The sequence below is a fragment of the Lysobacter sp. BMK333-48F3 genome, from assembly GCF_019733395.1.
GTDB lineage: Bacteria > Pseudomonadota > Gammaproteobacteria > Xanthomonadales > Xanthomonadaceae > Lysobacter.
Genome location: NZ_JAIHOO010000001.1, coordinates 3,735,215 through 3,761,522, shown reverse-complemented (window position 1 = coordinate 3,761,522; position 26,308 = coordinate 3,735,215). Strand labels below are relative to the sequence as shown.

General features: G+C 68.5%; 24 protein-coding genes and 1 tRNA gene. 12 read left to right on the top strand and 13 right to left on the bottom strand.

The annotated features are described in order from the left end of the window. Positions 1–6: 6 nt before the first annotated feature. Entirely contained in the window at positions 7–666 is a 660-nt protein-coding gene (locus K4L06_RS16280; RefSeq protein ID WP_221672395.1) for a hypothetical protein, read from the bottom strand. Between the two features lie 351 nt (positions 667–1,017). Here K4L06_RS16280 and K4L06_RS16275 point away from each other — a divergent pair, with 351 nt between their 5' ends. Further along, complete coding sequence (locus tag K4L06_RS16275) at positions 1,018–1,245, top strand: Arm DNA-binding domain-containing protein (protein WP_221672394.1); 228 nt, start codon at positions 1,018–1,020, stop codon at positions 1,243–1,245. 414 nt (positions 1,246–1,659) lie between these two features. After that, positions 1,660–3,039, top strand: a complete 1,380-nt coding sequence (locus K4L06_RS16270; protein WP_221672393.1) for an ATP-binding protein — start codon at positions 1,660–1,662, stop codon at positions 3,037–3,039. 384 nt (positions 3,040–3,423) lie between these two features. Here the strand turns inward: K4L06_RS16270 and K4L06_RS16265 are convergent. Next, positions 3,424–3,513: transfer RNA gene (locus K4L06_RS16265), tRNA-Ser, on the bottom strand. A 132-nt stretch (positions 3,514–3,645) separates the two neighbouring features. After that, positions 3,646–4,668, bottom strand: coding sequence for a LysR family transcriptional regulator (locus K4L06_RS16260; RefSeq protein WP_221672392.1), 1,023 nt, complete (start codon positions 4,666–4,668; stop codon positions 3,646–3,648). Between the two features lie 123 nt (positions 4,669–4,791). On the opposite strand from K4L06_RS16260, the gene K4L06_RS16255 reads away from it, so the two are divergent. Continuing rightward, complete coding sequence (locus tag K4L06_RS16255) at positions 4,792–5,370, top strand: NAD(P)H-dependent oxidoreductase (protein WP_064746897.1); 579 nt, start codon at positions 4,792–4,794, stop codon at positions 5,368–5,370. A gap of 484 nt (positions 5,371–5,854) precedes the next feature. On the opposite strand, the gene K4L06_RS16250 is transcribed toward K4L06_RS16255, so the two are convergent. Then, positions 5,855–6,244, bottom strand: a complete 390-nt coding sequence (locus K4L06_RS16250; protein WP_221672391.1) for a hypothetical protein — start codon at positions 6,242–6,244, stop codon at positions 5,855–5,857. A gap of 181 nt (positions 6,245–6,425) precedes the next feature. Further along, positions 6,426–7,718, bottom strand: a complete 1,293-nt coding sequence (gene serS / locus K4L06_RS16245) for a serine--tRNA ligase (RefSeq protein WP_221672390.1) — start codon at positions 7,716–7,718, stop codon at positions 6,426–6,428. Between the two features lie 160 nt (positions 7,719–7,878). Here serS and K4L06_RS16240 point away from each other — a divergent pair, with 160 nt between their 5' ends. Further along, positions 7,879–8,547, top strand: a complete 669-nt coding sequence (locus tag K4L06_RS16240) for an energy transducer TonB (RefSeq protein ID WP_221672389.1) — start codon at positions 7,879–7,881, stop codon at positions 8,545–8,547. Positions 8,548–8,667: 120 nt separating this feature from the next. Further along, positions 8,668–9,291, top strand: a complete 624-nt coding sequence (locus K4L06_RS16235; protein ID WP_221672388.1) for an energy transducer TonB — start codon at positions 8,668–8,670, stop codon at positions 9,289–9,291. A gap of 268 nt (positions 9,292–9,559) precedes the next feature. On the opposite strand, the gene aroA is transcribed toward K4L06_RS16235, so the two are convergent. The 4 genes from aroA to serC all read right to left on the bottom strand — a co-directional run bounded on the left by aroA (position 9,560) and on the right by serC (position 14,516). Beyond that, complete coding sequence (gene aroA, locus K4L06_RS16230; protein WP_221672387.1) at positions 9,560–10,882, bottom strand: 3-phosphoshikimate 1-carboxyvinyltransferase; 1,323 nt, start codon at positions 10,880–10,882, stop codon at positions 9,560–9,562. Continuing rightward, the gene (gene hisC / locus K4L06_RS16225; protein WP_221672386.1) at positions 10,879–12,075 is read right to left on the bottom strand and encodes a histidinol-phosphate transaminase; all 1,197 of its coding nucleotides are present in this window, start codon (positions 12,073–12,075) and stop codon (positions 10,879–10,881) included. Before hisC ends, aroA begins: the two co-directional genes overlap by 4 nt. Next, positions 12,072–13,295: a prephenate dehydratase gene (gene pheA / locus K4L06_RS16220; RefSeq protein ID WP_221672385.1), complete on the bottom strand. Its 1,224-nt coding sequence runs from the start codon at positions 13,293–13,295 to the stop codon at positions 12,072–12,074. The genes hisC and pheA overlap by 4 nt, the downstream gene beginning before the upstream one ends. 135 nt (positions 13,296–13,430) lie before the next feature. Then, on the bottom strand, positions 13,431–14,516 hold the full coding sequence (gene serC, locus K4L06_RS16215; RefSeq protein ID WP_221672384.1) for a 3-phosphoserine/phosphohydroxythreonine transaminase: 1,086 nt from the start codon (positions 14,514–14,516) through the stop codon (positions 13,431–13,433). Between the two features lie 158 nt (positions 14,517–14,674). On the opposite strand from serC, the gene msrP reads away from it, so the two are divergent. Further along, a complete protein-coding gene (msrP, locus tag K4L06_RS16210) occupies positions 14,675–15,649 on the top strand; it encodes a protein-methionine-sulfoxide reductase catalytic subunit MsrP (RefSeq protein WP_221672383.1) in 975 nt (324 codons plus the stop codon). A 103-nt stretch (positions 15,650–15,752) separates the two neighbouring features. Beyond that, positions 15,753–16,373: a protein-methionine-sulfoxide reductase heme-binding subunit MsrQ gene (msrQ, locus tag K4L06_RS16205; protein ID WP_343225774.1), complete on the top strand. Its 621-nt coding sequence runs from the start codon at positions 15,753–15,755 to the stop codon at positions 16,371–16,373. 375 nt (positions 16,374–16,748) lie between these two features. Here msrQ and K4L06_RS16200 read toward each other — a convergent pair whose 3' ends face one another. Next, entirely contained in the window at positions 16,749–17,552 is an 804-nt protein-coding gene (locus K4L06_RS16200; protein ID WP_221672381.1) for an FHA domain-containing protein, read from the bottom strand. 108 nt (positions 17,553–17,660) lie between these two features. Between K4L06_RS16200 and K4L06_RS16195 the strand changes: the two genes are divergently transcribed. After that, positions 17,661–17,936, top strand: coding sequence for a polyhydroxyalkanoic acid system family protein (locus K4L06_RS16195; RefSeq protein WP_221672380.1), 276 nt, complete (start codon positions 17,661–17,663; stop codon positions 17,934–17,936). A gap of 82 nt (positions 17,937–18,018) precedes the next feature. On the opposite strand, the gene K4L06_RS16190 is transcribed toward K4L06_RS16195, so the two are convergent. Further along, the gene (locus tag K4L06_RS16190) at positions 18,019–18,741 is read right to left on the bottom strand and encodes a hypothetical protein (protein ID WP_221672379.1); all 723 of its coding nucleotides are present in this window, start codon (positions 18,739–18,741) and stop codon (positions 18,019–18,021) included. Positions 18,742–18,880: 139 nt separating this feature from the next. Here K4L06_RS16190 and K4L06_RS16185 point away from each other — a divergent pair, with 139 nt between their 5' ends. From K4L06_RS16185 to K4L06_RS16175, 3 genes are all read left to right on the top strand, one after another. Further along, entirely contained in the window at positions 18,881–20,182 is a 1,302-nt protein-coding gene (locus tag K4L06_RS16185) for a patatin-like phospholipase family protein (RefSeq protein ID WP_221672378.1), read from the top strand. Positions 20,183–20,376: 194 nt separating this feature from the next. Then, positions 20,377–20,958: a phasin family protein gene (locus K4L06_RS16180; protein WP_221672377.1), complete on the top strand. Its 582-nt coding sequence runs from the start codon at positions 20,377–20,379 to the stop codon at positions 20,956–20,958. A 276-nt stretch (positions 20,959–21,234) separates the two neighbouring features. Beyond that, positions 21,235–22,332 (top strand): restriction endonuclease, encoded by a 1,098-nt coding sequence (locus K4L06_RS16175; protein ID WP_221672376.1) that lies wholly within the window; start codon positions 21,235–21,237, stop codon positions 22,330–22,332. 758 nt (positions 22,333–23,090) lie between these two features. Here K4L06_RS16175 and K4L06_RS16170 read toward each other — a convergent pair. Beyond that, positions 23,091–23,255: a hypothetical protein gene (locus K4L06_RS16170; protein WP_221672375.1), complete on the bottom strand. Its 165-nt coding sequence runs from the start codon at positions 23,253–23,255 to the stop codon at positions 23,091–23,093. Here K4L06_RS16170 and K4L06_RS16165 point away from each other — a divergent pair. Further along, positions 23,248–23,415, top strand: coding sequence for a hypothetical protein (locus tag K4L06_RS16165; RefSeq protein ID WP_221672374.1), 168 nt, complete (start codon positions 23,248–23,250; stop codon positions 23,413–23,415). The genes K4L06_RS16170 and K4L06_RS16165 overlap by 8 nt on opposite strands. A 787-nt stretch (positions 23,416–24,202) precedes the next feature. On the opposite strand, the gene K4L06_RS16160 is transcribed toward K4L06_RS16165, so the two are convergent. Next, positions 24,203–26,191, bottom strand: coding sequence for an SDR family oxidoreductase (locus K4L06_RS16160; protein ID WP_221672373.1), 1,989 nt, complete (start codon positions 26,189–26,191; stop codon positions 24,203–24,205). Positions 26,192–26,308 lie beyond the last annotated feature (117 nt).

The window sequence follows — 26,308 nt, the reverse complement described above, 5'->3', positions numbered from 1 at the left end:
ACAGGATCAGCTCATACTCATCCACAAGCGACCGACCTGCTTCCAGCCTTCCGGCTCGAGGTGCAGCAGATGCAATGTCCCTGCCCCGCAAAATCCACCGCAACGGTGCTCCACATAGATCAACGCCCGAGATCGTGTCGTGTCCAAAAACACCGGAACGCTCATTCGCAAAATCCCGGTCGTGCGTGGGTAGTCGGCATAGAAGCCTTCCCAGTCGGACGCCAACGCAGCAACTTCCCCACTGGGAACATAACGGATTCCCGCTGAGCGCGGATTGGGCACGATCGCGACCGCGGCGTTCGCCAGCTCCAATTCTTGCAGCCATTTCAAAGGCACATAGTCCCGCACTTCGAAAGATGCGGACGACAGCCGCAACGGGAGTGAACAGTGCGTTTTAGACTCGATCTTCTGGCAGAGCGCTACGGACCGATCCAACAACAGCACTTCGCGCTTGGGCTCCTCGCGCAACTCGCTCCCGGGCTCGGGCGGTGGCGGCGGCAGTCCCCGGAACTCTGAGGCAGCCACGACCGCACGCACGATCCCCAAATACTCGTCGGCCGTAGCTACGACCGGCTTCGGCGGGGCCGCACGGCGATCGATCTCGTTCGTAATCAAGTGAGTGTCAGGGCGCGCGATCACCAGCAATATGCCGGCGACCGAAAGCATGGCGGCTAGGCGGAGAATTCGCCAAACGGATCGAACGAGCATTCGGACGAAAACGTAACAAGAAAACTAGAGGACACACACTATTAGGCCGCAGATAATGGCGGAGAGAGTGGCAGCCACCTAGGGGCCATGACCACCCAAAAATACTTATTTTTAAGGCATTTTTGACAACTTCGAGAGTGAACCGGAGCGCGTAAAAATCACTCGACCGGATGGGGAAAAGTATGGGCGGAACAGGGCCGAAATCGGCCTGTTTCCGACCGTGCCCGAATTCGAACCTCCGCCGCCCCTCCCAACCGACCGGACGCTCCTCGCGTGCCACGCCTTTTCCACCGCCTGACCGCACGCGAGATGGCGACCCTGACCGTCCGCTACCTCGACAGCAACGGACTGCTCTTGAACATCGGCCCGACCGGCGCCCGCTCGTGGGTTTTCCGGTACCGCTCCCGGACCACCGGCAAGCACCGCGACAAGGGGCTGGGATCGCCGAGCGTCGTCACGCTGGCCGAGGCCCGGCGCAAGGCCGACGTCTGTCGCAAGCTGCTAGACCGTGGCGTCTGTCACTCTTCGCGCTTTTGATATCCAAAGTGCAACGCCATCGACAGTTGCAGGCCTCATGAACCAGCTTTCGCTTGGCGAGGTTAGGCAGATTGAAAACCACCTAGACCGTATGCACCATCTCGAACAGCGAATTCAAAAGTCGTTCCTTGAGCTAATGGAAGCGTACGACCAGTGCGACGTGGATATAGGTCGGGTTTACAGTACGCTTGACAATGAACGAGTCGGTGAGTTGATGCGTTTGTGCCCTTCGCTGATTCTTCGCATCGACAATGTGAGTGCGCCAGCGTTCCGGGCCACGAGTGCAATCCAAGTCGCGGGCGAAGAACGCCGATATCCAAACATCAAGGCGCGAATTCTTGGTAGCAAGCCCTAGTCTTCCGGATGGCCCGAATTGTGGTTCTATATGCGCTGGCGACGAGTTAGGGGAGCGACATGGATATCGACCAAGCCCGAGTTCAAGACCTCGTGGAGCGCCCAAGCGAGAGCCTTGCCGTCGAAGTAAAGAACTGGATTAGCCCTGACGACCCCGAGGGCAAGGCCAAGATCGTCCGATCATCTCTGGCATTGCGGAATCACGGCGGCGGATTCCTCGTGATTGGGTTTAACGACAAGTCGCTACTGCCCGAGAACCACAATCAACCCTCTGATGTTCGTGCCGTGTTCCATCCGGAGAAGATTCAAAACCTTGTCGCGCGGCACTCGTCTGAGCCCTTTGAGGTCGGGGTTGGTTTTGGTGTTCGATATGAGGGAGAGTTTCCAGTAATCGTCATTCCGTCTGGCGTTCGAACGCCCGTCGCAGTGAAAGCTGGCGGGCTGCCGACTATCAATGTCGACGATGTTTATGTTCGAACACTTCGTTCGAACGTGCCGGCCACCAGCAAAGTTGGATGGAAAGATTGGCCTAATCTCGTTGAAACCTGCTTCGACAACCGCGAGGCCGATATCGGAAGATTCTTCCGTCGTCACTTAGCTGGCGGCGGATCGCTTGAATTGCAACAACTCCTTGCGGGGTTTGCTATAACGTCACCCTCCGAGAGTCTCGATCACCAGGCACAGCAATTGCTCGATCTTGGAAAGGCACGCCAAGAGGCGCTATCCAAGGAACGTGGCATCGAGCTTCCATCGGCCGGGTGGTGGGATGCGTCACTTGTTATTGACGGTGTGCAGTCAGACCATTCGGCAAACATCGAGTTTCTACGCCTTCTCGATAGCAACAATCCCAGCCTTACAGGTTGGCCGGTATGGCTGGTCAGCAGCAATTTCGCGGACAGGTCCATGCGTCCGCACACGGTTGATGGCGTTTGGGAAGCCTTTATCTCGGATCGCCGCCACGGGCTGCAATACATGAGGTATGACCCGAAGGGGCGCTTCGTCCAAAGAAGCATGCTTATCGACGATGTGTCGCCCGCTGAAAGGAATCCGAATTCCTTGTTCGACTTCGCGTTTCCCATTCAAGACTGCGCCGAAGCAATCGCGGTCGGACTTGCCTTTGCTCGCGCGTTGGGATGCAGCGTGCCCATCGCGGAGGTATCGACCTGCAACCTCCAGTTCGCGTTTCGGTGGAGCGGCTTACGGGGCCGCGAGTTGAGTTCGTGGGCCCACCCCCGTCGATACATTGGTCATAGCCGGAGGGCGTATCAGGACGAGGTGACCATTTCGCTTGTAGTTGCTGCGGACACTCCACCTTCGGCAATTGGTGGACTTCTCGCACCAGCTATCGAACCGCTTTTTAACGCGTTCGATGGCTTCCAGCTTGGGCCGAGCATCATTGAGGATATCGCCACCCGCGTCATCAACCGCCAACGTGTATAGGGCTGACTGTCCGCGAGAACAGCGCTGACGCTTACGGCGGCATTTGGCACATGCGCGTGCTTACTGGTACCTCCATGCTCGATTGGCACCCGTTCCTCATCGCCTGCTACCTGCGCGGCCCGTTGGTTTGTTCCCTGTTTCACAGCACCGACACGGGCCATGGGAGTGCCCTCGCGACCGTTCCTGCAGGTCTTACGACAGCGGCCGGCGTGGGGTCGAACTCTGGGCGGCCCGGCACGCGGACCGACTGATGGGCGAAATCCCCGACGCCTAGAACGCCATCGGGAATCGAACTGCACCGTAAACCCGTGGATGAGAAAAAGTAGAGTGCAGATTCAGGCGGCGACAGAAAAAACCGCGTTTTCTCGGACTTTTTCGAAGATATGGCGGAGAGAGTGGGATTCGAACCCACGGAAGGTTTGACCCTTCGGCGGTTTTCAAGACCGCTGCCTTAAACCACTCGGCCATCTCTCCGTAGAACTGCTGTGGATCGGTCGCAGGTGCTGCGGAGCCCGCAGGGGCGACGATCGGGGGCGGCCGCTTGCAGGCCGCCCTGCGCGCCCGGCCTTGCGCCGGACGCGGGGCATTCTCTCATGCCGCCGGCGCTTATGCCGACGGGGCGGAGGCGGCCGGGGCGGACAGTTTCACCGGCTTGGCGGCCTTGTCGCGGCCGGCGATGCCGTCGGGGCACGGGATGCCCTTGATGTCGCTGCACTGCAGGCGGGCGGATTCGACCAGGGACGGGGCCTTCTCGGCCAGGAAGTCGATGAACACCCGCACCGCCGGCAGCAGGCCGCGGCGGGAGGCGAACACGGCGTGGAAGATGCCCTGCGGCAGGCGCCAGTTGGGCAGCACCACTTCCAGTTCGCCGCGGCGCACGGCTTCGGCGCAGACGGTTTCCGGCAGCAGGGTGATGCCGACGCCCTGCTCGGCCAGCGCCATCAGCATCGGGAAGTCGAAGCCCATCACCCGCGGCTTGAGCTCGACCCGGCGCACTTCGCCGTCGGGGCCGTGCAGTTCCCAACGCTGGCGGGCGTCGTCTTCGCTAATGCTCAGGGTGACGTGGTCGGACAGTTCGTCGGGATTGCTCGGCCGGCCCATGCGGGTCAGGTACTTCGGGCTGGCGACCAGCAGTTCCTGGATCTGGCCGAAGCTGCGCATCACCAGGCTGCCGTCGTCGTCGAGCTTGGAGCGCACGCGCAGGGCGACGTCGATGCCTTCGTTGATGATGTCGACGCGACGGTTGCTGACGTGCAACTGCACCCGCACCTGCGGGTACTTGGCGAGGAATTCCGGCAGCAGTTTGGGGATCTGCTGCTGGGCCAGGCCGACCGGCACGCTGACCCGGATCACCCCGCGCGGCTCGGCGCTGAGTCGGTCGACCACTTCGCGCGCGGCCTGGGCCTCGGCGAGCATGGACTGGGCGTGGCGGTAGACGCTGTTGCCGACTTCGGTGACGGCGAAGCGGCGGGTCGAGCGCTGCAGCAGGCGCACGCCCAGGTCGGTCTCGAGCTGGCTGATGCGCCGGCTCAGGCGCGACTTGGGGATGCCCAGCGCGCGCTCGGCGGCGGCGAAGCCGGCATGGTCGACGACCATCGCGAAGTAGTAGAGGTCATTCAGGTCGTGCATGAGGATAGTTCCAAAATTAGAACAGCCAGTGATATTGAAGCAGCTTTATTCCACCATCGCAACGATCCAGACTTTGCTCCAACGCGGCGGGCATGCCGCCAGCCAACCGAAGCGAGGTCCGTCATGAAGCTGCTGCACATCGATTCCAGCGCCCTGGGCACCCAGTCCGTCACCCGCGAGCTTAGCGCGGCGGTAGCGGCGCGCTGGCAGGACGCGGTGCCGGGCCTGAGCATCGAGTACCGCGACCTGGATGCCGATCCGATCCCGCATCTTACCGGTCGTTCCCTGGCCAAGGCCGATCCGCTCGAAACTGAAACGTCGGAACGCATCCTGCAACAGTTCCTGGCCGCCGACGTGATCGTGCTTGGCGCGCCGATGTACAACTTCGGCATTCCTTCGACCCTGAAGGCCTGGATCGACCGGGTCGCGGTCGCCGGCAAGACCTTCCGCTACACCGAGAACGGGCCGGAAGGCTTGGCCAAGGGCAAGAAGGCGATCGTGGTCAGCGGCCGTGGCGGTTTCCACACCGATCAGCCCAGCGATTTCCAGGAGGCCTACCTGCGTCACGTGCTCGGCTTCATCGGCGTGACCGATGTCGAGTTCGTGCGCGCGGAAGGTGTGGCTTACTCGCCTCAGCATCGCGCCGATGCGCTCGCTGCCGCACATGCTTCGATCGTTACGCCGCTGCGTCGCGCAGCGTAAAGGTGAAGTTGCATGAGCTTGCGTGAGCGAGCCTCGACGCAGTAGCGCGGTTCCTGCAGCACCGTTCCCCAAGTCCGGCGTTCCCTCCCCCACGCCGGCATTCGACCGGGCCTCGAAAGGGCCCGGTCTTTTTGTTTGCAGCAGAGCGATCGGGTGCGCTGGCGTGAGCGCGCGTCAGCTACCGGAATCGACGCCGCTACAGCCGTCAGTAGCGCGGAACAGCGGTAGGAGCGGCGCGAGCCGCGACCCGGAATTGCGCAGGCAGACAGCGTTGCGCCGTAGCGGAATTGGCGCGGTCGCGGCTTACGCCGCTCCTACAATGGGGCGACGCTGCGCCTCCTGTAGGAGCGGCGTCCCACAGGGATTTCCTTCGGTCATAAGCCGCGATCCGAGGGTGCGCAGGCCGATGGGGTTGCGCCTTAGGGGAATTGACGCGGTCGCGGCTTGCGCCGCTCCTACCCCCGGGCGACGCCGCGGGCGAGACTCAAGCGCGCGCAGCGACCGGCTGCGCCGCCGCGCCGTCGGGCGTGCGCCGCAACAGCCAACGGGCGAAGAAATAGCTGGCCAGCAGCGCGACCACGCCGCCGACCGGAAAGGCGAAGAACATCATCAGCCAGGGCAGGCCTTCGTAGTCGCCGGTCACCCAGGACGGCACGACCATGGTCGCCCACAAGGCGGCGAAGCCGACCAAGCTGCCGAACAGCACGCCGGCGGCGGCGCGCCACATCAGGCCGGCGATCGCCAGCGGCGCCTTGCGCTTGCGATTGCTGACCAGCAATACGGCGAACTGCAGGGCGAAAAAGCCGACCGGGGCCGGAGCGGCCATCATCACGACGGTAAGCAACTGCGCGAACATGTCGAAAGCGGCGTTCATTACGATTCCTTTCGTAGCGCCGGATCGCTCCGGCGATGAGGTCCATGGCCGGCGCCACGCGGCGCCGGCGCGACTAGCCCGAAGGCGAAAGCCCGAGGCGCCTGCCGTCGGGCCGAAGCGAATCGGCCCCCAGGGTCCGAAACTCCGCTTCGAACCGGCCGGCCGCAGCCTCGGCCTCGGCTCAGGCCAGCGTCTCGACTCCGCCCATGTACGGGCGCAGCGCTTCGGGCACGGTGATGCTGCCGTCGGCGTTCTGGTAGTTCTCCATCACCGCGATCATCGCCCGGCCGACCGCGACGCCGGAGCCGTTGAGGGTGTGCGCCAGTTCCGGCTTGCCGGTGGCCGGGTTGCGCCAGCGCGCCTGCATGCGTCGGGCCTGGAAGGCCTCGCAGTTGGAGCAGGAGGAGATCTCGCGGTAGGTGTTCTGGCTCGGCAGCCAGACTTCCAGGTCGTAGGTCTTGGTCGCGGCGAAGCCCATGTCGCCGGTGCACAGCAGCATGCGCCGGTACGGCAGGCCGAGCTTTTCCAGCACCACTTCGGCGCAGCGGGTCATGCGCTCGTGCTCGTCGTAGCTTTCTTCCGGGCGGACGATGCTGACCAGCTCGACCTTCTCGAACTGATGCTGGCGGATCATGCCGCGGGTGTCGCGGCCGTGGCTGCCGGCCTCGGCGCGGAAACACATCGAATGCGCGCTCATCCGCAGCGGCAGCGCGGCGTCTTCGAGAATCTCGTCGCGGACGATGTTGGTCAGCGGCACTTCCGAGGTCGGGATCAGATAGCGTTTGCTGGCCGCCTCGCCCTCGCCGACCACGGTCGCGAACAGGTCGTCCTCGAACTTCGGCAACTGGCCGGTGCCGCGCATCGAATCGGCGTTGACCAGCAAGGGCACGCTGGTTTCTTCGTAGCCGTGCTCGCCGACGTGCAGGTCGAGCATGAACTGGGCCAGGGCGCGATGCAGCCGGGCCAGGCCGCCGCGCAGCACGGTGAAGCGCGCGCCGGACAGCTTGGCGGCGGTGTCGCCGTCGAGCCAGCCGTTGCGGGCGCCGAGCTCGACGTGGTCCTTGACCTCGAAGTCGAACGCGCGCGGGGTGCCCCAGCGGTGCTGTTCGACGTTGTCGTTCTCGTCCTTGCCGGCCGGCACCGAGGCGTGCGGCAGGTTGGGGAGCCCTAAGGCGATGGCTTCGATCTCGGCCTTGATCGCTTCCAGGCGGGTTTCGCTGGCCTTGAGCTCGTCGCCGAAGCCGGCGACTTCGGCCATCACCGGGCCCACGTCCTCGCCCTTGGCCTTGAGCTGGCCGATCAGCTTGGACTTGGTGTTGCGCAGGTTCTGCAGTTCCTGGGTGCGGACCTGGATCTGCTTGCGCTCGCTTTCCAGCGATTCCAGCGCGGCCGGGTCGAGGTCGTAGCCGCGCGCGGCGCGCAGGCGTTCGGCGAGGTCGGCGGGCTGTTGGCGCAGCAGGGTCGGATCGAGCATGACGGAGCCGGATTCAGGTGGCGAAGAGAACCGCAGATTATCGCGTCGTCGGCGGTTTTTCGCGAATTCGCGGCAGGCCGGGCCGGGCCGACGGGCCGCGGCGGCCGGCGCGAACCGGCATTTCGTAGCAGAATGTGCCAATCGAATCACCGGACCGCCCATGTCGACCCAGTCCCCCGCTCCGTCGCCTCGCGCTTTCGATTTCGCCGCCTGGCGCCCCACCGGCAAGTCCTGGTGGCTGATCCTGGCGGCATTCGCGGCCGGCCTGGGCCTGTTCGCCTGGATCTGGTCGGGCGACCGCAACCGCAGCGACGACTTCTACCGCGCCAACCAGGCCGCGCCGACCAGCGATGCGCCGTTCTACGCGCCGCTGCCGGTGCCGGCCCCGGCCGGCGGCGACGGCGCCGCCCCGGCGACCCCGCAGCCCTTGCCGGCGGCGGTGCCCGGCGAGGAGCAGGAACGGCCGCAACTGGTCGAGAACCCCAACCCGCCAGCGCCGCCGCAGAGCGCGCCGGCCGCGCCGCCGAGCGCACCGGCCGCCCCGGCCGGCGCCCGTACCGCCGCGTCCGCCCTACCCGGCAACCGCGCCCCGCAGTACCCGGCCCAGGCGCTGCGCCGCGGCGAAACCGGCACGGTGCGGATCCGGGTCGAGGTGACCGAGTCGGGCGAGGTCGGCAATGTGGAAGTGGCCGAAGGCAGCGGCTCGCGGCTGCTCGACCGCGCCGCGCTGGCCGCGGTGCGGCAATGGCGGTTCCGCCCGGCCACCCGCGGCGGCCGCCCGGTCGCCGATACGGTGATCGTGCCGATCACCTTCAACGCCAACCAGTAAGCGCCAACTGCGTCGCAGGTTCGCGCCGCGCTTACGCGCCGTTCACCCCTGGCTAACCTGCGCGCCGGGAAGCTCGGCCGGCGGTCCCGCCCCCGGGGAACGCGCGCAAGGGACCCGTTCATGACCGCAACCCATTCTTTCGAGCCGACGGCCTCCGCCCTCGGCTCCGACCGCGACGGCGCCGATGCCCCGGCGGCCTACGCCTCTTCCAGCACCGGCCTGTGGCTGCTGCTGATCCTGCTCGGCAGCGCTTTCATGGGCTGGTACTACTACGGCAAGCGGCCGGTGGCGCGCCCGCCGGCGCCGGCAATGCCCTTGGTGGTGCTGCCGCCGATCGACCGCCCGGGCGAGACCGCGCCGGCGGACGAAGCCGGCGCGCCGGCGCGCCTGGCCGTGCGCCGGGTCGGGCCGATGTCGCCGGCGCACAGCGCCGCGGCCAGCGCCGCCCTGCCGGCCCTGGCGGTGGTCACCGCCGCCCGGCCGCTGTTCGACCGCAGCCCCGAGCCGGGCTACCCGCCGACCGCCCTGCGCCGCGGCGAAGGCGGCACGGTGGTGGTGCGGGTCGAAGTCGGCGCCGACGGCGTGCCGGGCGAGATCGGCCTGGCGCGGCGCAGCGGCTCGCGCGAACTCGACCGCGCCGCGCTGATGGCGGTGCGCGACTGGCGTTTCCGTCCGGCGACCCGCGACGGCCTGGAAGTGGCCTCGGTGGTCGAGCAGCCGGTGGAGTTTCGGCCGCGGCAGTGAGGCGTTCGGGAGTTGCGGATGCGAAAACGGCGGCCTGGGGCCGCCGTTTTGTTTTTGGGGAGATGGTCGCGACCTGAGCGTAATCCCCCGGCGCAAGCTGGCCGCGCGCTCGATCGTTTCCGGCGCAGGCGCCTGCCCCCTTTTGCAAAGGGGGCGAATTTCCCGGCGCGCTCGGTTGGCGACGCCGGCTTCGGTAGTCTGCGCAGGGCGCCGCTGCGAAGGGGACGGAGGGGGTTAAGCGCGCTTAACCCCCTCCGTCCCTGTTTGGTTACGCCGCGTCCACCCGCATGCCGGCTTGCGCCGCCAGCGCTTCGAAGTCCGGGAACGAGGTGGCGACGTTGGCGACGTCGCCGATCCGCACCGGAGCGCTGGCGCATTGCGCGGCGACCGCGAAGCTCATCGCGATGCGGTGGTCGCCGTGGCTGTCGATCTCGCCGCCGTGCAGCGCGCCGCCGTCGATGATCGCGCCGTCCGGGGTTTCTTCGATGCGCGCGCCCAGCGCGCGCAGGCCGGCGGCCATGCTGGCGATGCGGTCGGATTCCTTGACCCGCAGTTCGGCGGCGCCGCTGACCACAGTGCGGCCTTGGGCCAGCGCGGCAGCGACGAACAGCGCCGGGAACTCGTCGATCATGTCCGGCACCAGCGCTTCCGGCACCGCGACCCCGCGCAACGGCGCATGGCGCACGCGCAGGTCGGCGACCGGTTCGCCGCCTTCGCTGCGCGGGTTCTGTTCGGCGATATCGGCGCCCATCAGACGCAGCGCGGCCAGCAGGCCGGTGCGGCGCGGGTTCATGCCGACCGCTTCCAGCACCAGGTCCGAGCCCGGGACCACGCTGGCGGCGACCAGGAAGAACGCGGCCGAGGAGAAATCGGCCGGCACCGCGACGTCGGTGGCGCGCAGCGCGTGGCCGCCGCTCAGCCGCGCGTAGCCGGGCGCGAACTCGATCGGCCAGCCGAACGCGGCGAGCATGCGCTCGGTGTAGTCGCGGGTCGGGTGCGGTTCGTGGACCACGGTCTCGCCCTGCCCGTACAGGCCGGCCAGCAGCAGCGCCGATTTCACCTGCGCGCTGGCCACCGGCAAGGTGTATTCGATGCCCTGCAGCGCGCGGCCGCCGTGGATGCGCAGCGGCGGCAGGCCGCCGTCCTGGGTGTCGATGCGCGCGCCCATCGCCGCAAGCGGCTCGGTCACCCGCCGCATCGGCCGCTTGGACAGCGACGCGTCGCCGATCAGCACGCTGTCGAAGCCCTGCCCGGCCAGCACGCCGGCGAGCAGGCGCATGCCGGTGCCGGCGTTGCCGCAGTCCAGCGCCGCGTCGCTGCCGCGCAGGCCGCGCAGGCCGGCGCCGTGGACGATGCGCTCGCTGGCGCTGGGGGTTTCGATGCGCACGCCCAGGCGCTCGAACACGCGCGCGGTAGCGCGGGTGTCCTCGCCTTCGAGGAAGCCGGTGATCCGGGTGACGCCGTCGGCCAGGGCGCCGAGCATGATCGCCCGGTGCGAGACCGACTTGTCGCCGGGCACGCGCAGGCGGCCGCGCAGCGGCGCGCCGGCGACGGCGGTCCAGGCCTGCTGCAGTTCGGCGGCGGCGCTCATGCCAGCACCTCGTCGAGCGCGGCCAGCAGGCGCCGGTTCTCGTCGGCCGAACCGACGCTGATGCGGATGCAGTCGGCCAGGCCATAGCCGCCCATCGGCCGCAGGATCACCCCGCGTTCGACCAGGGCCGCCTCGACCTGCGGCGTGCGCGCGCCGAATTCGGCGAGGACGAAATTGGTCTGCGACGGGAACGCGCGCAGGCCGCGCGCGTTCAAGGCCGCGCTCAGCGCTTCGCGCTGCTCGGCGTTGCGCGCGCAGGCCCAGCGCAGGTGCTCTTCGTCGCCGAGCGCGGCCTCGCAGGCGGCCAGCGCCGGGCCGTTGACGTTGAAGCTTTCGCGCAGGCGGTCCATGACCGCGATCAGCCCGGGCCGGGCGATCAGATAGCCCACCCGCAGGCCGGCCAGGCCATAGGCCTTGCTGAAGGTGCGGGTGACGGCGACATTGGGATAGCGCTCCAGCACGCTCAGCGCGCTGGCGTAGTCCGGCGCCTCGGCCATCTCGGCGTAAGCCTCGTCCATCACCACGATGACCTGCGGCGGGATCTTGTCCAGGAACGCGACCAGCGCGTCGCGGCCGAACCAGGTGCCGGTGGGATTGTTCGGATTGGCCACGTACACCAGCTTGGTGTCCGCGCCGACCGCCGCGGCGATGGCGTCGAGGTCGTGACCGCAGGGCATCGCCGCCTCGCGCGGCAAGGCTTCGACGATCTTCATGCGCGCGCCGGCCGCCTGGGTCGACAGCGCGAACACGGCGAAGCCGTAGCGCGAGAACACCACCTCGTCGCCTGCGCCGGCGAACACCTGGCCGAGCTGCATCAGCAGTTCGTGCGAGCCGTTGCCGAGCAGGATCTGGGCGACGTCGACGCCGTGCTTGCGCGCCAGCGCGCGCTTGAGGTCGCCGCCGAGCGGATCGGGGTAACGGTGCAGCGCGTGCAGCGACTCCAGGATCGCCTCGCGCGCGGCCGGCGACGGGCCGTAGGGGTTCTCGTTCGAGCCCAGTTCGACCAGGTTGGCCTCGCCGTAGCGGCGGCGCAGCGCGACCAGGTCGTGGCCGGGGTCGTAGGCCTTGAGCCGCTGCACGCCCGGCTGGGCGCGCGCGGCGAACCAAGCCTCGTCGAAGCGGGCCTCATCGAAGCGGGCTTGGTCGGAGGCCGGCGCCGCAGCGGGCGCCGATTGCGCGGCCGGCTGGCTCATGCGATCGCCACCGGGTAGGAGCCGAGCACCTTGACCTCGTGGGCCAGGTCCTGCAGTTCCTCCAGCGCCTCGCGCATCGCGTCTTCCTGCACGTGGCCGCCGATGTCGACGAAGAACGCGTACTGCCAGCGGCCGGTGTGGCCCGGGCGCGACTCGATCCGGTTCATGCTCAGGCCGCGCTTGGCGAACGGCGACAACACGTTGTACAGCGCGCCGGGCTGGTCCTTGATGAAGATCAGCAGCGAGGTGCGGTCGTTGCCCGACGGCGAGAACAGCTCGCGGCCGATGACCAGGAAGCGCGTCGTATTGTCCGGCCGATCCTCGATCGGACCGGCCACGCTGCGCAGCCCGTACACGGTGGCGGCGGCGACGCCGGCGATCGCCGCCGCGTCGTCGGCGTTGCGCGCACGGCGCGCGGCCTCGGCGTTGCTGGCGACCGGGATCTTCTCCGCCTTGGGCAGGTACTGGCGCAGCCAGGCCTTGCACTGGGCGAAGGACTGCGGATGCGAATACACCCGTTCGATGTCCTCGATCCGGCCGCTACGCGAGAGCAGGTGCTGGTGCACGCGCAGCTCGACTTCGCCGCTGATCTTGAGCTTGGAGGTCAGGAACATGTCCAGGGTCGACTGGATCGTGCCCTGGGTCGAGTTCTCCACCGGCACCACGCCGAAGTCGGCGTTGCCGGCTTCGACTTCCTGGAACACCTCTTCGATGCTCGACAGCGGCAGGCCGTGGATCGAATGGCCGAAGTGCTTGTACACCGCCTGCTGCGAATGGGTGCCTTCCGGGCCGAGGAAGCCGATCTTGAGCGGCTCCTGCTGGGCCAGGCAGGCCGACATGATTTCGCGGAACAGCCGCACCAGCACTTCGTCGTTGAGCGGGCCGTCGTTGCGGTCGACCACCCGGCGCAACACCTGTGCCTCGCGCTCGGGACGGTAGTAATCCACCGCCGCGGCCAGCTTGCCCTTGGCCTTGCCGACCTGGTTGGCGAACTGGGCGCGCTCGCCGATCAGTTCCTGGATATGGCGGTCGATGCCGTCGATGCGCTGGCGCAGGGTGGCCAGGTCGGGAACGGCGGCGAGCGGCGCCGCGTCCTCGGTCTTGGCCGGTTTGGCCTTGGCGGCGGTTTTCTTCTTCGCCGCGCCGGCGGCGGCTTGCTTGCCGGCCTTGGCCGGCGGGGTCGCGCCGGGTTGCTTGGTCTTGCGGGACTTGTCGTTCATTGTCGTCTCATCGCTTCCGAAGGCGGTCGCCGCCGTGCCTGGCGGATGGTTTGCCTTCGGATCGCCAGCCCGGCCTTCCTGGCCGGGCGCATGCCGCCGCGGCCGATGCCGACAAGGCATCGGCCGCGGCGGCTCTCAGCCGTGCCGCTGCTGGAAGTCCTGCATAAACGAGGCCAGCGCCTGCACGCCCGCTTCCGGCATCGCGTTATAGATCGAGGCGCGCATGCCGCCGAGGGCGCGGTGGCCCTTGAGCGAGATCAGGCCGGCCGCTTCGGCTTCCTTCAGGAACGGCTTGTCGAGCGCCTCGTCCTTGAGGAAGAACGGCACGTTCATGCGCGAGCGCACGGCGGCGGAGACTTCGTTGCGATAGAAGCCGCCGGAGTTGTCGATGGTCCGGTACAGCAGCTCGGCCTTGCGCGCGTTGCGCTTGGCGAACTCGGCCACGCCGCCTTCGGCCAGCATCCACTTGAACACCAGGCCGGCCAGGTACCAGTTCCAGGTCGGCGGGGTGTTGAGCATCGACTCGCCCTTCAGGTGCGAGCGGTAATCGAAGATGTCGGCGCGCGGCTGGCCGGCGCGTTCCAGCAGCTCGCGCTTGACGATCACCACGGCGACGCCGACCGGGCCGAGATTCTTCTGCGCGCCGGCGTAGATCACCCCGAACTTGGACACGTCGACCGGCTCGGCGGCGATCGACGAGCTGAAGTCGGCGATCAGCGGCACGTCGCCGACGTCCGGCACGTCGCGGAACTCGACGCCGTGGATGGTCTCGTTGGCGGTGTAATGCACGTAGGCGGCGTCGGCCGACAGGTTCCAGCTGTCGCGCGCCGGGATGTCGCGGAAGCCGCCGGCCTCGCCGTTGGCGGCGACGTTGGCGCTGACGTAGGGCTTGACCTGCTTGAGCGCGGTCTTGCCCCAGTGGCCGGTGACCACGTAGTCCACCGCCTGGCCGGGGTTGGCGAAGTTGAGCGCGATCAGCGCCTGCTGCGCGGTCGCGCCGCCCTGCAGGAACAGCACCGCGTAATCGTCCGGGATCGACATCAGCGTGCGCAGGTCGCGCTCGGCCTCGGCGGCGACCTGGATGAATTCGGGGCCGCGGTGGCTGAGCTCGACGATCGAAGCCCCGGCGTTGTTCCACTCCAGCATCTCCGACTGCGCCTGCAGCAAGACCGATTCGGGCAGGGTCGCGGGACCGGCACTAAAGTTGAACGCGCGGGACATCGGAGGCTCCGTGGGCTGGGGGTTGGCCCCCAAGTATGCCGCAGTGCAACACCCTGTGCGCCTCCGTTTCGCGCGCAACTTTTGCCCCCTCGGGCGCCTCTATGCTGGTAACGGGTCCGCTCGCCGTTCCGGCCCCGCCGACCGCCCTGGAGTCCCCCATGTCGTTGCGTGCCGCCCTGAACATTCCCGCCTCGCAGATCACCGACGAGGCCGTCTACCGCGAGCGCCGCCGCCTGCTCGGCGCCCTGGCGCTGAGCCCGGCCCTGGTCGGCCTGTCCGGCTGCGCCGAGGCCGAGCCTCCGCCGCCGCCGGCGGCCCAGCCGCTGAGTCCCGAGCAGGCCCGCGCCGGGTTCCGCACCGACGAGACCCTGACCCGCTACGAGGACGTCACCACCTACAACAACTTCTACGAGTTCGGCACCGACAAGTCCGACCCCTCCAGCGCGGCCAAGACCCTGCGCACCCGGCCGTGGACGGTCGCGGTCGGCGGCGCCTGCGCCAAGCCGGGCCGGTTCGGCCTGGACGAGCTGATCAAGGGCCTGGCCCCGCAGGAGCGGGTCTACCGGCTGCGCTGCGTGGAAGGCTGGTCGATGGTGATTCCATGGTTGGGGGTGCCGCTGGCCGAGCTGCTCAAGCGCTTCGAACCGACCTCCAAGGCCAAGTACGTGGCCTTCACCACCCTCGCCGACCGCAAGCAGATGCCGGGCCTGGCCTACCCCTCGATCGACTGGCCCTACCGCGAGGGCCTGCGCATCGACGAGGCCATGCACCCGCTGACCCTGCTCGCCACCGGCCTGTACGGCAAGCCGCTGCCGCAGCAGAACGGCGCGCCCTTGCGCCTGGTGGTGCCGTGGAAATACGGCTTCAAGAGCATCAAGTCGATCGTCGCCATCACCTTCGTCGAGCATCGCCCGCTGACCAGCTGGAACGATCTGCAGCCGAGCGAGTACGGCTTTTTCTCCAACGTCAATCCGAGCGTGGACCACCCGCGCTGGAGCCAGAAGACCGAGCGCCGCATCGCCGGCACCGGCAGCAAGCTGTTCGCCGAGCGCATCCCGACCCGGTTGTTCAACGGCTACGGCGAGCAGGTCGCCGGCTTGTATGCGGGCATGAATCTGCGGACCTGGTTCTGAGATGGCGGACGAATCCTTGCCGGCCGCGCCGGCGGCGGCAGCAGCGCCCCCCGCTCCGGAACGCCGGCCCGGACGGCCGGCCCAACGCCGGACGGCGCCTGGCGTGATCGCGGCCAAGGCCCTGGTGCACGCGCTGGCGCTGACCCCGGCCGCGATCCTGGCCTGGCAGATCCGCGAGGAACTGGCCGGCCGCGGCGGCCTGGGCGCCGACCCGGTGGCCGAAATCGAGCACCGCCTGGGCCTGTGGGCGCTGCGCCTGTTGCTGATCGCGCTGGCGGTGACGCCGTTGCGCCAGCTCAGCGGCCAACCGGTGCTGCTGCGCTTCCGCCGCCTGCTCGGGCTGTACGCGTTCTTCTACGCCAGCCTGCACCTGGCGGCGTATCTGATTCTGGATCTGAAGCAGTACTGGGCGCAGATCTTCGAAGAAATCGCCAAGCGCCCCTACATCACCGTCGGCTTCGCCGCCTGGCTGCTGCTGGTGCCGCTGGCGCTGACCTCGACCCAGGGCATGATGCGCCGGCTCGGCCGGCGCTGGGGCCAGTTGCACAGGCTGGTGTATGCCATCGCGGTGCTGGCGGTGCTGCATTTCTGGTGGCTGGTGAAATCCGACATCCGCGAACCGTTGCTGTACGCGACGATCCTGGCCGTGCTGCTGGGCTGGCGGCTGTACCGGCGCATCGCCGACGCGCGGCGACGAAACCGCCCCCCTGCAGGAGCGGCGTGAGCCGTGACAGCCGAGGCGACGATCGACGCGCGGCATCCGAAGCTCGACGCTTCGGGAAGACTTTATCCGGCGCATCGCCGATGTGCGGCGGCGAAACCGCCCCCTGTAGGAGCGGCGTGAGCCGCGACAGCCGAGGCGACGATCGACGCGCTGCATCCGAAGCCTGATGCTTCGGGAAGACTTTATGAGGTCGACACTCTGAGTCGTCCGGTCTTCGGGACGGACGCTCGCGTACACCGCTTCGGTTGTCGCGGCTTACGCCGCTCCTACAGGGGGGCGGTTTCGTCGCTCGCGCCGTCGCGGTGTGGCGGAGGTCGAGAACCTCGTGCCGCCCGGTATTCGGGCCGAACGCTCGCGTACGCTTCTTCGCTTAACTCAGCGCGCGCCGTACAGCAGCAGCAGGCCGAGCAGGCCGGCCATCGCCACCGCGGCGAGCAGCAGCCAGGGCATGCGCCGCACCGAGGACGGCAGGGCCGAGGGCGGCGCGGGACGCTCGTCGTTGCTCGCCGCCTCCTGCGCCAGTTGCGCCTGCAGGGCTTCGGCGGCGCTGAGCTGGCGGGTCGGCGCTTCGATCACGAAGCGGTGCTGGCCGTCGAGCAGCAGCTGGTCGCCGGGCTTGAGTAGGGCGTGGCGCACCGGGTTGCCGTTGACCACGCTGCCGTCGACCGAGCCGACGTCGCGCAGGACCACGCCGTCGGCGTGCGCCTCCAGGCGCGCGTGGCGGTCGGCGAAGGCGGGTTCGTTGATGCGGATATCGCAGTCGCCGGCGCGACCGATCACCCGCGGCTGGTCAAGGGTGTAGCAACGCCCGTGATGGATGCCGCCGACGCCGCGCACGACCATGCGCGAATCGGCCGGGATCTCGACCCCGAACGGCGGCGCCGGGTCCGGCTTGTCGTCGACCAGCAGCAGCTCGACCCCGTCGAGGAAGATCGCATCGCCGGCGCGCAGCATGGCCATGCGCTTCACCGGCCGGCCGTTGACGTGCAGGCCGCGCAGGCCTTCGCGCACCTGCAGCCAGATGCCGCGGCGGTCGACGCTGAGCTGGGCGATCGCCGCGCCCGCATCCTCGACCAGCACCGCGCGGCCGCCGGCGTCGCGGCCGATCGCGTGCACGCCGGCGCGCAGCGGCAGGTCGGCCTGTTCTCGATTCGGGTATCGGAGTTTGAGAGCGCTCACCGCAGGAATCTAACAGGTTGTCGGACCGCGCACACCCCGCCGCGCGGCCGCGCTTGGATGCGCCCGTCCCTGCCCGCACAATAGGCGGTTCCAGGGAGAACCCAGATCATGTCCAGTATCGATATCCGCCATCCGCATTCGCTGGCTCCGGCCAAGGCCCGCAAGGCCGTCGAGGAAGTCGCGAAGAAGCTCGCCGAACGTTTCGACGTCGAGTACGACTGGGTCGGCGACACGCTCAACTTCGCCCGCAGCGGCGTCGACGGCAAGATCGACCTGCAGCCGAACCAACTGCGGGTGACCGCCCAGCTCGGCTTCCTGCTCGGCGCGCTCAAGGGCCCGATCGAGTCGGAGATCCGGCGCGTGCTCGAGGAACGGTTCAAGTAAGTACGGCGGGGATTCGGGATTGGGGATTCGCTAAAGCGGTCCGGTCCCGGCCCGAAGCGGCGTAGCCCTGCCCGGCGACGGCTCAATCCGGTTCAGGACACGGCGCCGGGTGACCGGCGAACAGGCGCTCGGATACGCTGCGCTCGTCCTGTTCGATCTCGGCGATGAACTCGCGCACGTCGCCGAGTTCGCCGAAGGCGGCGAAGCCGCGCTCGAGAAAGCCCTGCAGTTCCGACAGCCCGGCCGCGCGCGCCGGGCCGCGCGAGAGTTTCAACAGGGTGCGGATGCCCGGCATGCGCACTGCCCGCCCCAGGCCCAGGCCGACCGCGCCGATCAGGTCGATCTGGTGCGCGCGCAGGCGCGGCAGGCCGCAGTCCCGGTAGGCCTGCGCGTACAAGGCCCGGTCCAGGCGCTGGCGGCGCGGCGCCAGCCGATGCAGGCCTTGGGCCATGCGCAGGTCGAAAGCCTGGGTCAGCACGCCCAGTTCGATCGCATCGGCCACCGTGCCCAGCAACGGGCCGGGCAACAGCTTCTGCATCATCGGCAAGACCCGGGCGATGTCGGCGTCGCGGCGGCTGAAATCGTGGTCGTTGTAGACGTCGCTGAGGAAGAACTGCGCCGCCGGGCGCCGGCGCGGGTCGCGCAGGAAACGATCGAAGCTGGCTTCCAGCCGCCGCGCCTGCCAGCGCCGCAATTCGACCAGCCAGCGCAGCCGGTTGCGCGGCTCGCGCTCGGGATCGTGCAGGGCCTGATGGCGGGCCAGCAGCCCGCCGATGCGTCGGCTCGTGTCGGTCGTCCTGGCCATCTGCGCCGGATCATCGCGGCCGCGGGCCCGTCCCGCAAGCCGGCCGCGCCCGCCTACGACCATCGTCCGGGGCCCCTGGCGCGCCCGCCGTCCTGGGCTACACTCGACCGAATTCCGCCAAAGCCGTGCTGCCGATCACATGCTTTCACTCCACTCCGCCCGCCACCGGGCGAGCCGCAAAGCCAAGACGAACGGCGCCGCCGAGCACCCGCCGAAAACCGCGAAAATCGGCCTGGCGATCGCCGGCGGCGGGCCCATCGGCGGCATGTACGAACTGGGCGCGCTGCGCGCCCTGGACGAGGCGATCGAAGGCCTCGACCTGACCCGGCTGGATTGCTACGTCGGGGTCAGCAGCGGCGCCTTCCTCGCCGCCGGCCTGGCCAACCGCATGGACACGGCCGAGATGTGCCGGATCTTCGTCACCGGCGACAGCGCCGACGTCGAGTTCCGCCCCGAGACCTTCATGCGCCCGGCGTTCCTGGAATACGTCAAGCGCGCCGCCAGCTTCCCGCGCCTGGCCGCGGAATGGTGGCGCGAGCTGCTGTTCTCGCCGCTGGAAGCGCGCTGGTCGGACCTGATCACCCGCTTCGGCGGGCTGATCCCCAACGGCCTGTTCGACAACGCCCAGGTCGAGCGCTTCCTGCGCGAGGTGTTCACCCGCCGCGGCCGCAGCAACGATTTCCGCGAACTGGACGCCAAGCTGTACGTGGTCGCGGTCGACATCGACAGCGGCGACGCGGTGCGCTTCGGCGGCGAAGGCTGGGACCAGGTGCCGATCTCGCAGGCGGTGCAGGCCAGCGCCGCCCTGCCCGGCCTGTACCCGCCGGTGGAGATCGGCGGCCGCCACTTCGTCGACGGCGCCCTGCGCCGGACCATGCACGCCTCGCTGGTGCTGGAACAGGGCATCGACCTGCTGATCGGGATCAACCCGCTGGTGCCGTTCAACCACGCCCAGGGCGCGCCGGTGGTCAGCGAAGACCGCAGCCTGGCCGCGGGCGGCCTGCCGGCGGTGCTGTCGCAGACCTTCCGCACCCTGCTGCAGTCGCGCATGCAGGTCGGCCTGGCCCGCTACGCCCAGCAATACCCCGACATCGACCAGTTGATCTTCGAGCCCAACGCCGAAGACCGCGAACTGTTCTTCACCAACGCCTTCAGCTTCTCGGCCCGGCAGCGGATCTGCGAGATCGCCTACCGCAACACCCTGGCCGACCTGCGCCTGCGCGCCGACACCCTCGCCCCGCTGCTGGCCGCGCACGGCCTGCGCCTGCGCGAGGACGTGCTGGCCGACCGCGAACGCTCGATCCTCGACGGCATCGCCCCGCCCAAGCGCGACAGCGAAACCACCGCGCGCCTGCGCCGCGCGCTGGACGACGCCGAGCGGATGGTGGCGGGGCAACCGCGCCGGCCGCGACGCCGGACGCCGCGCAAGCAAGCCGTCTGAACGACGGCAACGAGCGCGCAAACGGCGAGCGAGCGGCAGCGATGCCGCGCTTCGGGCGCCACCGAACGACGGGCTCCGCGGCTGCGGACCGATACCCGTTTCTCGTTCCTGCGCGCTCGTTTCTGGCTGGTGTGAATACTCTAGACAGCCGCTCCATCGTGACCTACAGCGCTCACCCTCATTACAGGACGTCCATGGCCGCCAAGTTCAAGAAGACCGCGAAGAAAACCACCGGCAAGGGCGGCGCCAAGCGCGGCGCGGATAAGCCGGGCGCACAGGAGCAGGCCGAGCGCCTGTCCAAGACCCTCAGCGAGTCGGCGCAGCAGATCTGGCTGGCCGGCGTCGGCGCGTTCGGTCGCGCCCAGGCCGAAGGCACCAAGCTGTTCGAAGGCCTGGTCAAGGAAGGCCTGAACCTGGAGCAGACCGCGCGCAAGTTCACCGGCGGCCAGGCCGGCGCGTTGCGCGACGCGGTCGAGTCCAAGGTCGGCCAGGCGCGCGAACGCGCGTCCGACACCTGGGACCGCCTGGAAAAGGTGTTCGAGGAACGCGTCCAGCGCGCCCTGGTCAAGCTCGGCGTGCCGGGCCGCGACGACCTCAACGAGCTCAGCGAACGGGTCGAGAACCTGACCCGCGAGCTGCGCCGTCAGGGCGGCGCCCCGGCCGCGCGCAAGGCGCCGGCCAAGAAGGCCGCCGCCGAGGCCAAGCCGGGCAAGACCGCCGCGGCCAAGAAGCCGCGCAAGTCGATCGCCAAGCCCAAGCCGCCGGTCGCGCCGTAATCCTTCCTGTTTCACCGCCTCGCGCCGCGCGCGAGGCGTCGCTTAAGCCCGCCAGTCCGCGCTTCCGTATGCTCCCCTCCCCTTACGGCTTCGGACTGGCGGGCTTTCTTATGCCCGGCACCGGCCCGCTGCGGCTTCACTGACAGCGCCTGCGCGCGTTGTGCGGATGACGGGGTACGGCAGACGCAACGATTTCGCGAACTGCGTCGCAATTTTGCGAACTGTGCCGCATGGCAAACCCGTTATCCTCAGCGACTTTTATGGGCCCATCGCTGCATGTCGAGTTTTTCCCTGTGGGCCGCCGCCGCCGTCGCCTTGACGATCGGCCTGGCGTCCACCGCCTATCTTTGGACCCACCGCCGGCAACGCACTGAAGTCGCGACCGGCGTCGCCGTGCTGGCCAAGATGCGCTGGCGCGAATTCGCGCGCCTGATCGTCGATGCGCTGCGCGAGCGCGGTTTCGAAGCCGAATCGGTCGAAGAATCCCTGGCCCGCGGCACCCAGGCCGAACTGCGCCTGCTGCGTGCGGGCAAGCCCTGGCTGCTGGCGTGCAAGCTCGGCGATGCCGACTATCGGGTCTCGGCGGCGACCGTGGCCGAGCTGGCCGACGCGGTGCGCTTCAACGGCGCAGCCGGCGGCATGCTGGTCACCACCGGCCGTTTCGACGCCAATTCCGAGCGCGTCGCCGGCGGACTGGACCTGTATAGCGGCGCGACCCTGTGGGAGCTGGTCGAGCCGGTGCTGCCGGCCTCCACCCGGCACGACGTCATCGCCGCGGCGCAGAAGCGCAGCATCCGCACCATCGCCATCGCCTGGGGCGGCGCGATCGCGCTGGCCCTGATCGCCGGTTTCCTCGCTCCGCACCTGATTCCGGCCGAAGAACCGGCGCCGAGCGCAGCGGTCGAGAGCGCGCCGGCCGAGAGCGCGGCGACGCCGGCCGCCGAACCGTCGGCCGAGCCGGCCTCGGCGGAACCGGCACCGCAACCGGCGCCGACGCCCGCCTCGGCCCAGCCTTCCGCGCCCGCACCGGCCGCGAACGCACCGGCCGCGAACGCCGCCGCGCCGGCACCGGCCGCCGCGGCACCGCGACCCGCCGCGCAGGCGGAGACACCGAGCAAGTCCAGCGGCAACCCCTCGGCCGACCGGGCCCAGGTGATCCGCAGCATCGGCACCCTCGACGGGGTCGAGCGCGCGCTGTGGTCGACGCCGTCGAACCTGCTGATCTATCGCCTCACCGACGCCACCCAGCAGGACATCGACCGGATCTGCACCGTGCTGGTGGCCTATCCCGAACTGCGCGCCTCGCGCGTGCAACTGCAACCGCCGCCGGGCAGCGCCTCGCGGGTGCGGTTCTTCCAGTGCCGGGCGTATTGAGCTGAGACCAGGCGGCCGGCGCCACGCCGGCCGCCTGCTTATGTAGGAGCGGCGTAAGCCGCGACAACCGAAGCGCCGATCGACGCGGAGTTCCCGAAGCCCGGGCCAACGGGCGGTTTTCTGCCAATCGCAGCCGACAGTCGGCTGCGATTGGCAGAAAACCGCCCGTTGGCCCGGGCTTCGGGAACTCCGCGTCGATCGGCGCTTCGGTTGTCGCGGCTTACGCCGCTCCTACAGGGGTTGGTAAGCAGGCGGCCGTGCGCTTTTGCAGGAGCGGCGCGAGCCGCGACAGCCGAAGCTTCGGTCGACGCGAACTCTTCGAAGCCCGCGCCGACGGGCGGTTTTCTGCCACTCGCAGCCGACTGTCCAGGCTGCGGACGCCACGCTCGCGTACACCGCTGCGGCGGTCGCGGCTTGCGCCGCTCCTACAAAAGCGCACGGCCGCCGCGTACCAACCCCTGTAGGAGCGGCGTGAGCCGCGACCGCCGCAGCGGTGTACGCGAGCGTGGCGTCCGCAGCCTGGACAGTCGGCTGCGAGCGGCAGAAAACCGCCTGTCGGCGTGGGCTTCGGAGAGTTCGCGTCGACCGAAGCTTCGGCTGTCGCGGCTCACGCCGCTCCTACAAGGGGTTGGCGCGCGGCGGCCGTGCGTTTTTGTAGGGGCAGCTACGCGGCGTTGCCGGGGTGCGGCAAATCCTTCGCGCAAACGCATCGGGGCGGCCGTGGCCGCCCCGATGCCTGCAATCCGCCCGAAACGCCGTTACCAATGCACGCCGCGCATCAACGCGGCGAAGGCGATCTGCTCGTTGCTGGCGTGTTCGTCCTTGAGTCCCTTGCGGTCGCCCTTGGCGGCGGCCGAATCGGGGAACAGTTCGAACGCGGTGCTCATCACCACTTCGTAGGCCTTCGGCGCCAGCGTGGTCAACGCGCTGGCGCCGAAGGCCTACGAAGTGGTGATGAGCACCGCGTTCGAACTGTTCCCCGATTCGGCCGCCGCCAAGGGCGACCGCAAGGGACTCAAGGACGAACACGCCAGCAACGAGCAGATCGCCTTCGCCGCGTTGATGCGCGGCGTGCATTGGTAACGGCGTTTCGGGCGGATTGCAGGCATCGGGGCGGCCACGGCCGCCCCGATGCGTTTGCGCGAAGGATTTGCCGCACCCCGGCAACGCCGCGTAGCTGCCCCTACAAAAACGCACGGCCGCCGCGTGCCAACCCCTGTAGGAGCGGCGTGAGCCGCGACCGCCGCAGCGGTGTACGTGAGCGTGGCGTCCGCAGAACGGGCGGCCGTCGCCCGGTTGTCGGGCAACCGCACGTCGGCCCGGGCTTCGGGAACTTCGCGTCGACCGAAGCTTCGGTTGTCGCGGCTCACGCCGCTCCTACAAAAGCGCACGGCCGCCGCGTGCCAACCCCTGTAGGAGCGGCGTGAGCCGCGACCGCCGCAGCGGTGTACGCAAGCGTGGCATTCGCAGCCGACTGTCCAGGCTGCGAATGCCACGCTTGCGTACACCGCTGCGGCGGTCGCGGCTCACGCCGCTCCTACAGGGGTTGGCACGCGGCGGCCGTGCGCTTTTGTAGGAGCGGCGTGAGCCGCGACAACCGAAGCGTCGGTCGACGCGAACTCTCCGAAGCCCGGACCGACGGGCGGTTTTCTGCCGCTCGCAGCCGACTGTCCAGGCTGCGGATGCCACGCTTGCGTACACCGCTGCGGCGGTCGCGGCTCACGCCGCTCCTACAAGGGGTTGGCGCGCGGCGGCCGTGCGTTTTTGTAGGGGCAGCTACGCGGCGTTGCCGGGGTGCGGCAAATCCTTCGCGCAAACGCATCGGGGCGGCCGTGGCCGCCCCGATGCCTGCAATCCGCCCGAAACGCCGTTACCAATGCACGCCGCGCATCAACGCGGCGAAGGCGATCTGCTCGTTGCTGGCGTGTTCGTCCTTGAGTCCCTTGCGGTCGCCCTTGGCGGCGGCCGAATCGGGGAACAGTTCGAACGCGGTGCTCATCACCACTTCGTAGGCCTTCGGCGCCAGCGCGTTGACCACGCTGGCGAAGATGCCCAGGCGGGTGGCGATGCGGCTGGGCTTCTCGATGATGCCCTTGACCACCAGGTCGGCGGCCTCGTCCGGGGTCAGGGTCGGCACGCTGTCGTACATCTTGGTCGGCGCGATCATCGGCGTCTTCACCAGCGGCATGTTGATGGTGGTGAAGCTGATGCCCTTGCCCGACAGTTCGCCCTGGGCGCAGCGGCTGAACGCGTCCAGCGCCGCCTTCGAGGCCACGTAGGCCGAGAACCGCGGCGAGTTGGCCAGCACGCCGATCGAGCTGATGTTGATGATGTGGCCCTTGCGGCGCTCGGTCATCTTCGGCATGAAGCCCATGATCAGGCGCAGGCTGCCGAAGTAGTTCAGCTGCATGGTGCGCTCGAAATCGTGGAAGCGGTCGTAGCTCAGTTCGATCGAGCGGCGGATCGAACGGCCGGCGTTGTTGACCAGGATGTCGACGTGGCCGTGCTCGTCGAGGATGGTCTTGATCAGGCGATCGCAGTCGGCCATGTCGGCCAGGTCGGCGGTGTAGGCGAACACCTTGCCGCCGGCGGCCTTCATCGCGTCGCGGGCCTTGAACAGCTCCTCTTCGCCGCGGGCGACGATGACGGTGACCGCGCCGGCCGCGGCGACCTTCTCCGCGGTCGCCAGGCCGATGCCCGAGGAACCGCCGGTGATGACCACGACCTTGTTGCGCACCTTGCCCTTGAGGCTGCGGTCGACGAACAGGTCGGGATCGAGGTGGCGTTCCCAGTAATCCCACAGGCGCCAGGCGTAGTCGTCCAGGCGCGGCACCTTGATCCCGCTGCCGCGCAGCGCGCGCTCGGTCTCGCGGTTGTCGAAGCGGGTCGGATAGGTGATGAACTTCAAGGTTTCCTTGGGAATCTTGAAGTCGCGCAGCAGCATGCCGATGAAGCGCTTGACCGGCGGCAGGTTGCCGACCGCGCCGCGGATGCCGCTGGGCACGAAGGCGAACATGCGCGCGTCGATGCGCATGGTCATCTCCGGGGTGTGGCCGGCGCGGGCGAAGGTGTTGAGCACTTCGCCGACGCGCTGCGGCTCCGGATCGGTCAGGTGGAAGCAGTGGCCGTCGAGCTTAGGCTTGTGCGCGATGTGGTCCATCGCGTCGACCACGTAGTCGACCGGAATGATGTTGATCCGCCCGCCTTCGACGCCGAGCATCGGCATCCACGGCGGCAGCATCTCGCGCAGCTTCTTGAGGAAGGTGAAGAAGTAGTACGGGCCGTCGATCTTGTCCATCTCGCCGGTCTGCGAGTGGCCGACCACCATGCCGGGGCGGTAGATCCGCCACTTGATCCGCTTCTCGGCGCGGACCAGGCCTTCGGAATCGTGCTTGGTGCGCAGGTACGGGTCGTCCAGGCCTTCGGCCTCGTCGAACATGTCCTCGCGGAACACGCCCGGGTACAGGCCGGCGGCGGCGATCGAACTGGTGTGGTGGAAGCAGCCGACGTTGAGCGCGGCGCCCAGGTCCAGCGCGTGCTGGGTGCCGTCGATGTTGGCCGAGCGCTGCGCGGCGACGCTGGCGGTCAGGTCGTAGATCGCGGCGAGGTGGAAGAAATGCTTGATCTTGCCGTTGAGCGCGCGGATCTGCGCCGCGCTGAGCCCGCACTTGGCCTGGCTCATGTCGCCTGCGACCGGGATCACACGCTTGAGGTCCCAGCCCATCTTCTTGGCGATGGCGTCGAACTTCTTCTGCGAATCCTTGCGCACCAGCACGTGGATCGTGCCCTTGCGTTTCAGCAGGTTGCTGACGAGGAAGCGACCGATGAAACCCGTCGCGCCGGTGACGAAATAGCTCATACCCCTCTCCTGGATGGCCGATCGGCCGCCACGTCCGGCGGCTTCCCGCTACGGTGCCAGAGCCCGGGCGCGGTAACAATTCTTTTCCGTATTGACCGCCTCGGGAGCGCATGCTGT

Excerpts from the sequence above, each read along its gene's own strand:
- K4L06_RS16240 (WP_221672389.1), top strand. The coding sequence starts at position 7,879 with ATGTCGACCCAGTCCCCCGCTCCGTCGCCTCGCGCTTTCGATTTCGCC.
- K4L06_RS16260 (WP_221672392.1), bottom strand. The coding sequence starts at position 4,668 with ATGCACGACCTGAATGACCTCTACTACTTCGCGATGGTCGTCGACCAT.
- aroA (WP_221672387.1), bottom strand. The coding sequence starts at position 10,882 with ATGAGCGCCGCCGCCGAACTGCAGCAGGCCTGGACCGCCGTCGCCGGC.
- msrP (WP_221672383.1), top strand. The coding sequence starts at position 14,675 with ATGTCGTTGCGTGCCGCCCTGAACATTCCCGCCTCGCAGATCACCGAC.
- pheA (WP_221672385.1), bottom strand. The coding sequence starts at position 13,295 with ATGAACGACAAGTCCCGCAAGACCAAGCAACCCGGCGCGACCCCGCCG.
- serC (WP_221672384.1), bottom strand. The coding sequence starts at position 14,516 with ATGTCCCGCGCGTTCAACTTTAGTGCCGGTCCCGCGACCCTGCCCGAA.
- K4L06_RS16255 (WP_064746897.1), top strand. The coding sequence starts at position 4,792 with ATGAAGCTGCTGCACATCGATTCCAGCGCCCTGGGCACCCAGTCCGTC.
- K4L06_RS16275 (WP_221672394.1), top strand. The coding sequence starts at position 1,018 with ATGGCGACCCTGACCGTCCGCTACCTCGACAGCAACGGACTGCTCTTG.
- serS (WP_221672390.1), bottom strand. The coding sequence starts at position 7,718 with ATGCTCGATCCGACCCTGCTGCGCCAACAGCCCGCCGACCTCGCCGAA.
- K4L06_RS16280 (WP_221672395.1), bottom strand. The coding sequence starts at position 666 with ATGCTTTCGGTCGCCGGCATATTGCTGGTGATCGCGCGCCCTGACACT.
- K4L06_RS16250 (WP_221672391.1), bottom strand. The coding sequence starts at position 6,244 with ATGAACGCCGCTTTCGACATGTTCGCGCAGTTGCTTACCGTCGTGATG.
- K4L06_RS16235 (WP_221672388.1), top strand. The coding sequence starts at position 8,668 with ATGACCGCAACCCATTCTTTCGAGCCGACGGCCTCCGCCCTCGGCTCC.
- hisC (WP_221672386.1), bottom strand. The coding sequence starts at position 12,075 with ATGAGCCAGCCGGCCGCGCAATCGGCGCCCGCTGCGGCGCCGGCCTCC.
- K4L06_RS16175 (WP_221672376.1), top strand. The coding sequence starts at position 21,235 with ATGTCGAGTTTTTCCCTGTGGGCCGCCGCCGCCGTCGCCTTGACGATC.
- K4L06_RS16160 (WP_221672373.1), bottom strand. The coding sequence starts at position 26,191 with ATGAGCTATTTCGTCACCGGCGCGACGGGTTTCATCGGTCGCTTCCTC.
- K4L06_RS16195 (WP_221672380.1), top strand. The coding sequence starts at position 17,661 with ATGTCCAGTATCGATATCCGCCATCCGCATTCGCTGGCTCCGGCCAAG.
- K4L06_RS16190 (WP_221672379.1), bottom strand. The coding sequence starts at position 18,741 with ATGGCCAGGACGACCGACACGAGCCGACGCATCGGCGGGCTGCTGGCC.
- K4L06_RS16270 (WP_221672393.1), top strand. The coding sequence starts at position 1,660 with ATGGATATCGACCAAGCCCGAGTTCAAGACCTCGTGGAGCGCCCAAGC.
- K4L06_RS16185 (WP_221672378.1), top strand. The coding sequence starts at position 18,881 with ATGCTTTCACTCCACTCCGCCCGCCACCGGGCGAGCCGCAAAGCCAAG.
- K4L06_RS16180 (WP_221672377.1), top strand. The coding sequence starts at position 20,377 with ATGGCCGCCAAGTTCAAGAAGACCGCGAAGAAAACCACCGGCAAGGGC.